Consider the following 11,166-nt stretch of genomic DNA (forward strand, 5'->3'; position numbering starts at 1 on the left):
TTTTTTGCATCCTTCAGATTCCGCTCGGATTATGCATTTGCAAATAGAATTCGGGGTACTATAAAAATCGTTTAGCGAAGCCACTTTTAACAGAATATCGCTCTCATCTACATTTTTGGGGCACAACTTGAAAAACAATTTATCAAGAGCTTCCTCTTGAGCTTTGTAATCTTTCAAATTGTTCCATTGCCTCAAGTATTTTTCAACCTCTTTTACTGTAGGTCTGGGAACAGAAATATTTTTCATAGCCATACTTGCATCCTCTTTTTTTGATTTAAATATAACCCAAAGAGGTTGTATTAAGGTCGCTTAGCAGGCGACAAAATGCTTAAGGAATAGGTCCCTCAAACTCATTTACTGATTTTCAATATAATCCTGATAGAGTGCCACCGGGCCGAGGTGCCACATCTTGGTATTTCCCTGTTCCAGCTCGCTGTAGGTTTTCGAAAGATAGAGTTTCGTGATTCACATTTTAAAACGATACTTTCCCTTGCCGTGGGCCACAACAGGTTCAATCAAATCGAGGGCTTGCAATTTTTTCAAGGCAGCCGACGCCGATGAGGCTCCACAGACGACGATTTCCCTTACTCTAGAAACACCAAAAATTTCGTCTAGCTCTACGCCCCGAACAAATTTCAGCAAATTTTCCTTAGCGGTCTTATTAAACGAGGATTCTTCCACAGCTAGTTCAATCTTTGCTTTTTTCGTTTCAATCGTTGGCTTTTCATCACCAATCGTTGGTTTTTGAGTGTTAATCGTTGGTTTTTGACCTTTAAAGTCCACATGCATGAACCGATTTTTCAGTTCATTATGTTCGCCCATGAGCATGTTACGGAAGAACTTTTCCAAGAATTCTGGATTTTTATCGATACCCTTCTGCAGATTCTTGTAGTTGGCGCGGACCAGAGCGTTTCTGAAATACCAGGAGTTCTTCGCAAAAATGTCGTTAGAAACCTTGAAACCCATGGAACGCAAGTACTTGATGGTAAATACAGCAGTCGTTCTCGTATTGCCTTCGCCAAAGGCATGGATTTGCCACAGTCTCGAAACAAAGTAGGCCAGGTGTTCCACAATTTGGTCCATGGATAAGCCTCCATAGATAAAATTGCGTTCCTGCTCAAAGTCGTAATCCAGGGCCATCTTCAGTTCAAAGGCGGCCCCGTACATTACGGATGCCCCGTTCAGAACCCATTCCTTTTTAGAAATGTCGTAGTCTCGGATTTTTCCGGCAAACTTATAAATTCCCTGGAATAGTTTTCCGTGAATCGCAATCAGGTACGAGGGCGAGAAATTGAAAGACTTTTCGCTGAGAATTTTTGCGATGCGCGCGGAAACCTTGTCAGCCTCTTCGGCGTCATCTTCATCGTCATTCCGCTCGGTCTTTGACTCGTAATAACTGTTGATCAGTTTCTGAGCTTCGTCAATGGTAATGTCGCCATCGATGTTACGTCGGGCAGTCTCAAAAAGGTACTTGGAAGGAGTTAGCCCATCGACCTGCTGCAAGCCAATTGCCGTGGACCAGGCAGAAGACATTTCATGCCGACTGGGTTCCGTATGACGAATGTATTCGTCAAAGTCTAGTTCAAACTTTTTCTTTTCCATTGCTCGTATGAACGATATGCGTACCTTGATTGTTTATATGAGGGAAATATAAGTAAATAAAAAACTCCTTACAAACCGTTCACGATAACGTCCACCATAATTTCCTTTTCTTCGGGCCTGGAGTGGTATGTGCAAATTTTGATACAACCACTTCCACCCACGATAGTCTTGACAACTGAATTTACAGTTCTTTTACATTTTTACCCTTTACAAAAAATACACATAAACTATTATTCCTCCCGAGCGTTACGAACAGTCTCCTGAACACTTGAGTTAATCAAGTGTTTTTTTTCTTAAAGGAGATAGTATGCCCACACAAAAAACAACAAACATCATCGGCAACAACGAATCCCCCAAAACGGAAATTGCGTCTCTATTGGCGGATTGCGCCTTCAAGTACGTGTACACCCGAGACAATCCCAAATCCCGTGAAAACTTGCGGCAGCTGATGTCTACGCTCATTGGCAAAAAGCTGAAAAAGGCGGAGCCTCTAGCTACAGAAATTTTCGCGTCCGCACAGCCCAATACCGAAAAGACATCCCGCTTTGACGTGCGCGTGGTCATGGACGATGGCGACGAGGCCGATGTAGAAGTCCAGCTATGGACCGAAAAGGACGATTACGCCAAGCGGCTTTCGTATTACGGAGCCAAGCTCTACGCCTCCCAGGCGATCAAGGGTGCAAAATATAAGGAACTAAATAAATGCTACCAGATTATCATTTCGCAGGATTGCATTTTCCCGCACACCTCCTGGCTCCTGAACTTGGATATTTCCGCACAGGAAAATCGCATGTTCAAATTCGACACCATGCACTGGTGCATTATTCAGCTGAATTACCTGGAGCAGGCAATCCGCGAGGATGCGGGACACGGTAACATGTACTTGCAAAACCTTCTAGATTTATGTAAGTTTATTGCCAATCCCACCCGGGTTGAACCTTTTGAAGACGTGTACGAGGATCTTATGGCATTCAGTGCAGAGCAAATCGAAGCCTACCGCAAGGAAATGGAGGAGCGTCGTAGACTGGACGCGATTTCTACCCGCAAGTACACCGAAGAGCTGATCAAACAGCAGGAAGAGGAAATCGCAGCTAACAGGCAGGAGCTAGAAGCAGCGAAAGCCCAAGCCGACAAATATGCCGCAATCCTCAGACAACACGGCCTGCTGTAAAAGTCAATAAAGTACCCCGCTCACTTGAACGGGGTTTTTCTTTTCGTAACGAAAAACACGAAAGCAAATTTTTTTTGAACGGCTTTCATCGTCTTGTAGATACTGCTTAAAATTTCTGCGAGCATTTTCCCCAATTGTGAAAATTGCTTGATTTTTTGGGGAAGCGGTCTTGATTATTCATTTTTTGTAAAGGTCCAAACATATTTTTTCATATTCTTGCAGTACAAATAATGAAAAGTTTTATAAGATTTCTATCTTTTCGGCGTAAAATCCCCGACTAAGGAGTCTTTATGGGCGGCTTTTGTGGCGTTATTTCCAAGAACGATTGCGTAACGGATCTGTTCTTCGGTACTGACTATCACTCTCATCTCGGTACTCATCGCGGCGGTTTGGCTGTGCTGAAGGCCGATGGAAACTTCCATCGTTCCATCCACAACATCCAGAACACCCCGTTCCGCAGCAAGTTCGAAAACGACTTGGCCAAGTTCGCCGGCAACGTGGGCCTGGGCGTTATTTCCGATACCGACCCCCAACCCCTGGTCATGACCTGCAAGCATGGCACTTTCGCCTTGGTCACCGTAGGTCTCATTTCTAACATCGAAGATCTTAAGAACGAGCTGTTCCAGAACAACTGCATGCAGCTCCAGTATTCTACCACCAGCGGTATGGTTGGCCCTACCGAAGTGGTTTCCGCATTGATCGCCACCCAGGATTCCATTGTTGCAGGTCTCAACTACGTACAGCAGAAAATCAAGGGTAGCTGCTCCGTTCTCGTCATGGACAGCAACGGCAAGTTCTACGCCTCCCGCGACAAGTGGGGCCGTACGCCCATTATCGTTGGCAAGAAGGACGGTTCCGTCATCGCCGTGCAGGAAAGCTGCGCCCTGCCCAACTTGGGCTACGACCATCTCCGCGACCTGGGTCCGGGCGAAATCGCCGAACTCACCCCCGATGGAATCAACACCCTGGTTGAACCGGGCAAGAAGATGGCCATCTGCTCCTTCCTGTGGGTTTACTACGGCTATCCGGCATCCGCCTACGAAGGCCGCAATGTGGAAATGACCCGCTACCGTTGCGGTTCCGCACTTGCAAAGCGCACTCCTACCGAAGCCGACGCCGCCTGCGGTATTCCCGACTCCGGCACATCCCACGCCCTGGGTTACGCTCACGAAGCAGGTATCAAGTTCGCACGTCCGTTTGTAAAGTACACCCCGACCTGGGCACGTTCCTTTATGCCCCAGGACCAGCGCCAGCGCGAACATGTGGCTTCCATGAAGCTGATTCCCATTCCGGGCCTCATCGACAACAAGCGCCTGGTGTTCTGCGACGACTCCATCGTCCGCGGTACCCAGCTGGGCAAGCAGGCCGAAAAGCTTTACTCCATGGGCTGTAAGGAAACCCACATGCGTATTGCATGCCCTCCCCTGGTTTACCCCTGTAAGTTCATCAACTTCTCCCGTTCCAAGAGCGTGTACGACCTGATTACCCGCCGCTACATCCGCGAAAAGGAAGGCGAGAACGCCGATCTGGACAAGTACACCAACCCGGATTCCCCGGAATACAAGGACATGGTGGACTACATCCGTCGCAACCTGAACCTGACCACCCTGGCCTTCCAGCGTATCGACGACCTGATCCAGGCAATTGGCCTGCCGGAAGATCAGCTGTGCACCTTCTGCTGGACTGGTAAGGACTACGCAGAAACGGGCGACTGCTATCACTGCCCCTGCCACGCGGAAGAAGAAAAGAAGTAATTCAGAATCCTTCGGCGAGCTTAGGCTGCCTAAAGAAATTGTCCGGACCTTTTGCGGTTCGGACTTTTTTATATTGACAACAAGTTCATTTGATACGATATAGGGATGGTATGGTTTCACGTTTTATTAAAAAATATGCGGTACCCGTTACGATAACCCTTATGGGCCTCTCCTTTTTGTGGGGTTGCTCCGGCAATGGCTCCACCGATTCGGGCGAACAGGCGGAATATCCCTTCACCATCACCCTTGAAAATCAGACCAAGGGTACGGCCTTTATTGTCTACATGGTAGATGAGGATTCCGATACCACGTATACTTATTCCAACCCGGCCAAGGATGGCAAGGTGGATTACAACATCCAGAAAAACACTTTCGAAAAGGATGTGAAGCTGGTGGTGTTCACATCGGGCATCCAATTCACGGTGTACGCCAAATACGACAAACTGATCAACCACTCCACCACCCTGATTATCCAGAACGACGACGGCGATGGATACGTTGTCACCAAGAAGTAAGGTTTTGTATATTTGGGGCCGTATGAAATTCAGATTTTCCTTAACCATTTCGTTGGCCGCCCTGGTGGTTCTGTCATTGTTCGGCTGCGCCGTGACCCGCAAGATCAGCGCCGCCGACATTCTTTCCAAGACCAAGCTGGAATTTAACGCCCTGACCCTGGATTCCGTAAGCATCAACAAGGATCTGTTCCCCAAGCAGGGGCTGTTTAACGGCTTTTTGCCCAACCCCCAGGTGGTGGCGCTCGTTCAGGATTTCGCCAAGGGCAAGCTGGAAAAGGAACTGGGAACTCTGGGACTTTCCGCCGAAGTGATTGCCAAGAATCAAGGTACCGATACTTTGTGGATTCGGGATTTACAAGCTACCCTGAAACTGGATACGCTAATGGAACTGCCTATTTCGCTGAAGGATTCCATCAAGATGGTTCCCGGCAGCAATAATTTGACGGTGACCACCACCATGCCCATCGACCGACGGATTTTCTGGCTGAAGGATGTTTCCCTGATCAACATGAAGGGCGTTCTGACAGTGGCCCTGGATGTAGACGGGGAATCGGTCCCCCTGGAATTTGATATCGATCGCCCGGTCTCCCAGGAAGAAAAGACCGCCCTTATGGATAACGTCAGGAACACCATATTGAACAACGTGGTGAACAACTGGATGGGGGCCATCCAGAAATGATCGCACACAACGAGATGCTAATTTTTATAGAAAAAAAGGATTGATGTAGAATATGAAACGCGAATTTGTACCCGAGAATTTTAACGTAGACAACTCCAAGGAAGTGGAAGCTTTATTCCAGCAGCTGCTGGACGAGAACATCCCCAACAGCGCCGACGCCCTCCGCGCCTGGATCATGAAGTGGAGCGAACTGGGTTCCGTATTGCAGGAAGTGAGCTGCCGCCGCTATGTGGCCATGACCGTAAACACCAAGGACGAAGAGGCCGCCAAGGCTTACGAAAGCTTCGTAGAGAACGTGGACCCCATCGCCAACGAGTTTGACGACAAGCTGAACAAGAAGCTGATGGCCCATCCGGCCAAGGACCAGCTGAAGGGCGAATTCGGCGTATGGTTCAAGAGCGTCCAGCTTTCCCTGGATTTGTTCAGCCCCGAGAACATCCCCCTGGAAACGGAAGAAGTGAAGGCCGTGCAGGCATACCAGAAGATTACCGGTGGTATGAGCGTGGAATTCGATGGCAAGGTCCAGACCATGCAGCAGTTGGGAACCTATCTGGAACGTACCGACCGCGATATCCGCGAAAAGGCCTGGCGCACCACCTGGGAACGCCGCATGCAGGACAAGGAGGCCCTGGACAAGTCCTTCGACGAACTGTTCTCCATCCGCAACAAGATTGCAAAGAACGCCCATTGCAAGGACTACATTGACTTTATCTACATGGCCAAGCGCCGCGATTACACCCCCAAGCATTGCAAGGACTTCCACGAAAGCGTAGAGAAGCTGGTGCTGCCCCTGCTGAAGGAAATCTACAAGAAGCGCGCCGCCAAGATGGGCCTGGCAAAGCTCCGCCCCTGGGACCTGGCTGTAGACCCGCTGAATCGCGAACCTCTGAAGCCTTATAAGACCGGCGATGAGCTGATCGAGAAGGTTGACCAGATTTTTGAAAGCATCCACCCGCAGGCCGGCAAGTGGGCCCGCCAGATGCAGGCCCAGAAGCTGATCGACCCGGATTCCCGCCTGGGCAAGGCTCCGGGCGGCTACCAGATCGGTTTTGACGAATCCCGTCTGCCCTTCATCTTTATGAATTCCGCAGGCACCGACCGCGACATTTATACATTGCTCCACGAATCGGGCCATTCCTTCCATCAGTTTGGCCTGGCAGGCCAGCCTATCCTCGCCTACCGCGACGTTCCTTCGGAATTTGCAGAAGTGGCCAGCATGAGTATGGAACTGATCGGCATGTCTAACTTGAAGCCCTTCTATGGCGACGACACCGAATCCATGGCACGCAGTATCGAGGGCGAATTGGAAGACGTTATCTGGCTGTTCCCCTGGGTGGCCAGCATCGATAGCTTCCAGCATGAACTGTACAGCAGGCCCAATCATACGGCCGCCGACCGCGAAGCCATCTGGGCAGGCATCATGGACCGCTATGACGCCGGCGTGGACTATTCGGGTCTCGAGAAGTTCCGCAATAACATGTGGCAGAAGCAGCTGCACCTGTTCGAATGCCCCTTCTACTACATCGAATACGGTATCGCCCAGCTGGGCGCCCTGCAGGTGTGGGCAAACTTCAAGAAGGACCCGCAAAAGGCCATCGACGACCTGTTCAAGGCAGAAAGTCTGGGCTACAGCGTAACCGTGCCCGAAATGTTCAAGGCTGCAAACATCAATTTTGACTTTACGGCCAAGACAATCGAGCCTTTGATGAAGGTGGTCTGGGACGAACTGAGCAAGTTCTAGACGGGATTAGAACGATTTTTTGTCGAAAAAGTGTGATTTGGAGAGTTTATCTAAAAAAAATTCAACTTTTTTCAAAAAAATCAAAAAAAATGCGCCAACACCCTTGACAAGTGTCAAAAATAAATGTATAATTGGCGCACATCCTTGGAGGGATGGCCGAGTGGTTGAAGGCGCACGCTTGGAAAGCGTGTTTACCTCGCGGTAACGAGGGTTCGAATCCCTCTCCCTCTTCTAAAAACAAAACTTCTCAAATGTTTTGGAAAAAGCATTTGAGAATTTTTTGTAGGAACACAAACCTTAACTTGAGGTACTAAGATGGCTGACGATCAGAGAGTTTATCTTGACGATATTTACGCAAGTGAAGAATGTCAGGGTTCTGTCTTCCGCGCTGTTGTGATGATGGCTCAGGAAGCACGCTTCATCAACAAGCAGGCTGGCCAGGGTTACATTCAGTTGACCAAGAAGCCGACCACCATCGCCATGTACAAATTCAAGGAAGGCAAGCTCACCATTTCTGAAAAGAAGGCTGCACAGGCCGAAGCTGAAGTGGAAGCCGCAGAAGAAATCGAAATGACCGCAGAAAACACCGCACAGGTGAGCGCTGCAGCAGACGACGCCTTCGGCGAATAATTTGAACCAACAGCTTAAGTTCCTAGAAAAATTAAAAAGAGCGATTCGAAAGAATCGTTCTTTTTTTGCTCTTTTTATTGCCCCTTATCCGTTTAACGGACCCGCCCGACGAACCCCCATAAAAAGTTCACAAAAAAAAAGCGACCGATCGGACACCCCCAAATGGATCCGACCGGTCACCCCTACGCAAAACCTCCTACCCCCTTTCCTTCCTAACCAGTCCTCCTAACCGGTCCTCCTATCACACCTGGGCACAGCGGATTGCGTAAGCTTCTGGATATTCGCGAGCAGCACACTGGTCGCATACTCGACGGAAACGAACCTCGTTAGCAGACTCCACGCGGATCTGACTACCGCAGTGAGCACATCTAGCAAGGAACACACGACTTTCAACAAAGGCGGCAGGGGCAGCAACCACGGGCGAAGTCGCAGAAACACGATGGACAGAAACATCGTATCGCAGTTCGCCGTCACCATCCTGGCGCAGATGAGTAAAGAGTTTGCAGCAGAAGCTGCGCCCCTTACGGTTTTTCATGCGCAAGACAGTGCTGGGCTGCATCTGGGAATTGACATAGTTATCCCAGTCTTTGGCATTGCGGCACAGATCCGTTACGTAATGCCATTCGATTTCGCCCTCTTCAAAGCCAAACATGCGGCAAAAGCGCTTGTTGGCCTTGATGAGCCTGCCATGACGATTGGCCTCGAAATAGGCCTGCTCCACCGAACCTTTTCTTTCGTCAATCATAATTGTCCTCCTAACCTTTTATAATACCTGTAAAGTACTTCTGCAGATGATATTTCCTTAAACCCAAAACGTACATCATCCATTTCGAAGTCCAGCCCGTCACCGCCAATATAGAGCGGCTTGGAAATGTTTTCCATCCAACGGAGGCCCGTGTCAATACGACCCGTCAACACCCCATTCTGATAAATCTTCGCAATGCCTCGCCTCCAGGTGAGCACCACATAAATCCATTCGCCAGCCGGCACAGCACGCTGAGAGACCGCCATGTACTCGCAGGTGGGATTATTGACATTCACCGAGTAGAACGCCAGCCTAGGCTCAACTGCACCGCATTTTCCGCTAATTAGGGAAACACCGATCATTTCTTCAATGTAATCGTCGCTCCGCTTGCTCAAGATATTCTTCTGGAACTCACCTACCGCAAAAGCCTCAGGATTGTTGAACTTGAAGAAGCCTTCAATAGACAGTTCCGTCAGGGAATCCACATCCAGGAAGCCGCTGGTATCTACAGCAGCATAATCAGAAGCCACGAAGCGGATTGCCTTGCCATCGACACCTTCGGTAAATTCAGGCTCATACAGGAAGACCGTCTCGGTCTCGTGCCCCATATCATCCAGAAGGTAGTAGCCGGTTCCGGAATCAGAAGGCAACGCAAGCACAGAATCCATAGTCCACACATACTGAATCTTATAGTCCACATCGATCATGGGGAGCGTAATTTCAGAAACGCCATTATAAGACACGCCTTTAGAATTTACGGACACATCAACCGGCTCGGAGTGAACGATACCCCTGGGGAGCGGACCGTTCAGCCAGTAGGAATCAGCTTCCAGCACAAGGGTGTATTCCGCATCATCAAAGCGTTCACGATCCGGCGAAGAAACGGTCAAATTATAGGTTCCCAACGGCAGATTGCTCAAGACAAAGTACCCGGTAGGCTTCACAGAAGAAACCCAATCCGTGCCCGGAATTCCGACCTTGGCGTCCTCCGGACTGGAAACACCATCCAAAACCAGATTGCCCTGAATCGTCTTGACCGTGGTCATCTTGGAACTCATTTTCAGATCCGAACCGGTGTACACAAAAGTCTCGTATATGGCCTGTCCAGCCTTATGAGAAGACAGGACGTACTCTCCATATTCCTTGATGCTAAAGCCAAAAGCGCCATTTTCATCAGTCGTATCAACAAACAGCTGGTCAGACTTAGCACTGTGACGGGCGTGAATAACGACATTTCTTGCAAAATTTCCATCAGCGGCGACGAGGACTCCAGAAACGGAATTGGTTTCTTCACTGACACCGCCGGCTGTTTCAACCGGGCTGCATCCGCAAAGGAGCATCACAAGCGAAAATAAGAAAATCAAAAACATCTTCACAAAGCTACCCCTCCTATTTAGCAGGCTTCGTAAGCGGAAACAACTGCAAGTTAAGGCGGTAGATTCGATCATCATCGTCATCTTCCATGACAATGGCGGCGATGCGTCTACGGAAATCGGCAATTTCATTCTTGATACGGAAAAAGCCTTCCTTGGATATACCGATTGTCATGCCAGACACATCTCGTTCGTCCATCGAAACCTGATCCAGGGACTTTACAGCAAGATCGCCCATTTGACGATGCATTTCTCGGATCGCCATGCTTTCCCCGTCACGGATTCCCGTGGTAACGGACTTCGACGACTTCTGATACTCACCTTTTTCATCTTTCTGGAGCAAACCGGTCTTCACAAGAAGATCCAGGGACTGCTTCACACTCTGGGCATCCGCAGGAAACACGCACTGTCCCGCCATCTTGGTGGGGGAAGCGCCGTGCATCCTGGGAGCCATCTCACGAAGGACCGGATTCAGCCAGTCTTCGTAGTAAACGTAAGCCTCCTCCCCCATAACTTCCATGGAGTTGTCCTTTGCGAGGGCACGCATGGAGTTATAAAGACTACGTTTGATCAGAGAATCCTTGGTCTGGTCAAAATTGACCATCAGACGGAAGTACTGCAGTTCGACACCGGCAAGGCCGATAGCGGCAGCAACTCGTTCCGTCCCCACATCACTAAGGTTAGCTTTACCGTCGCACACCAACTTAAGGAACACGGGCGACGAATATCCGGCAGCCTTAGCAAAGTCACGCCAGGTAAAACCAGAACGCGCCTTGCGTTCCTGGTAATAATCGCGCAGATAATCGCGATAGCTGACGTATTCCAAGACCTGTTTCATGTTATGATGAATATAGTTTTGTATCAAAAGGATTCAAATATTTATGATACAAAATTAGCTTATTGTCTTATCCTGAAAAAAGTTGACACTATACAAAAAGGCAGGTATAGTGCAAATG

At 49.2% G+C, this 11,166-nt stretch carries 10 protein-coding genes, 1 tRNA gene and 1 pseudogene; 7 read left to right on the top strand and 5 right to left on the bottom strand.

Features of this window, described 5'->3' with window-relative positions; all coding sequences use genetic code 11:
• Both B7992_RS15475 and B7992_RS15480 read right to left on the bottom strand, forming a co-directional pair.
• Positions 1–246: pseudogene (locus B7992_RS15475) on the bottom strand (hypothetical protein); the annotation flags it as partial.
• 219 nt (positions 247–465) lie between these two features.
• A complete protein-coding gene (locus tag B7992_RS15480; RefSeq protein ID WP_088666739.1) occupies positions 466–1,602 on the bottom strand; it encodes a Fic family protein in 1,137 nt (378 codons plus the stop codon).
• A 307-nt stretch (positions 1,603–1,909) separates the two neighbouring features.
• Here B7992_RS15480 and B7992_RS15485 point away from each other — a divergent pair, with 307 nt between their 5' ends.
• The 7 genes from B7992_RS15485 (at position 1,910) to B7992_RS15515 (ending at position 8,092) form a co-directional block, all read left to right on the top strand.
• Positions 1,910–2,773, top strand: a complete 864-nt coding sequence (locus tag B7992_RS15485; protein ID WP_088666740.1) for a PD-(D/E)XK nuclease family transposase — start codon at positions 1,910–1,912, stop codon at positions 2,771–2,773.
• 290 nt (positions 2,774–3,063) lie between these two features.
• On the top strand, positions 3,064–4,527 hold the full coding sequence (locus B7992_RS15490; RefSeq protein ID WP_073285622.1) for an amidophosphoribosyltransferase: 1,464 nt from the start codon (positions 3,064–3,066) through the stop codon (positions 4,525–4,527).
• A gap of 110 nt (positions 4,528–4,637) precedes the next feature.
• Positions 4,638–5,042 (top strand): hypothetical protein, encoded by a 405-nt coding sequence (locus tag B7992_RS15495; RefSeq protein WP_139260177.1) that lies wholly within the window; start codon positions 4,638–4,640, stop codon positions 5,040–5,042.
• Positions 5,043–5,064: 22 nt separating this feature from the next.
• On the top strand, positions 5,065–5,721 hold the full coding sequence (locus tag B7992_RS15500; RefSeq protein ID WP_073236150.1) for a hypothetical protein: 657 nt from the start codon (positions 5,065–5,067) through the stop codon (positions 5,719–5,721).
• Positions 5,722–5,773: 52 nt separating this feature from the next.
• A complete protein-coding gene (locus B7992_RS15505) occupies positions 5,774–7,462 on the top strand; it encodes a M3 family oligoendopeptidase (protein ID WP_088666741.1) in 1,689 nt (562 codons plus the stop codon).
• Between the two features lie 146 nt (positions 7,463–7,608).
• Positions 7,609–7,693, top strand: a tRNA-Ser gene (locus tag B7992_RS15510).
• Positions 7,694–7,777: 84 nt separating this feature from the next.
• Positions 7,778–8,092 (top strand): hypothetical protein, encoded by a 315-nt coding sequence (locus tag B7992_RS15515; protein WP_073161324.1) that lies wholly within the window; start codon positions 7,778–7,780, stop codon positions 8,090–8,092.
• A gap of 241 nt (positions 8,093–8,333) precedes the next feature.
• On the opposite strand, the gene B7992_RS15520 is transcribed toward B7992_RS15515, so the two are convergent.
• Genes B7992_RS15520 through B7992_RS15530 form a run of 3 tightly spaced genes read right to left on the bottom strand, consistent with a single transcriptional unit; the run spans position 8,334 to position 11,048 of the window.
• A complete protein-coding gene (locus B7992_RS15520) occupies positions 8,334–8,837 on the bottom strand; it encodes a PAS domain-containing protein (protein ID WP_088666742.1) in 504 nt (167 codons plus the stop codon).
• Positions 8,834–10,207 (bottom strand): LamG domain-containing protein, encoded by a 1,374-nt coding sequence (locus B7992_RS15525; RefSeq protein WP_254917738.1) that lies wholly within the window; start codon positions 10,205–10,207, stop codon positions 8,834–8,836. Before B7992_RS15525 ends, B7992_RS15520 begins: the two co-directional genes overlap by 4 nt.
• Before the next feature lie 19 nt (positions 10,208–10,226).
• Positions 10,227–11,048, bottom strand: coding sequence for a TIGR02147 family protein (locus B7992_RS15530; protein ID WP_073161321.1), 822 nt, complete (start codon positions 11,046–11,048; stop codon positions 10,227–10,229).
• Positions 11,049–11,166: the final 118 nt, after the last annotated feature.

This window comes from Fibrobacter sp. UWH1 (assembly GCF_002210365.1).
In the GTDB taxonomy this organism is placed as follows: domain Bacteria; phylum Fibrobacterota; class Fibrobacteria; order Fibrobacterales; family Fibrobacteraceae; genus Fibrobacter.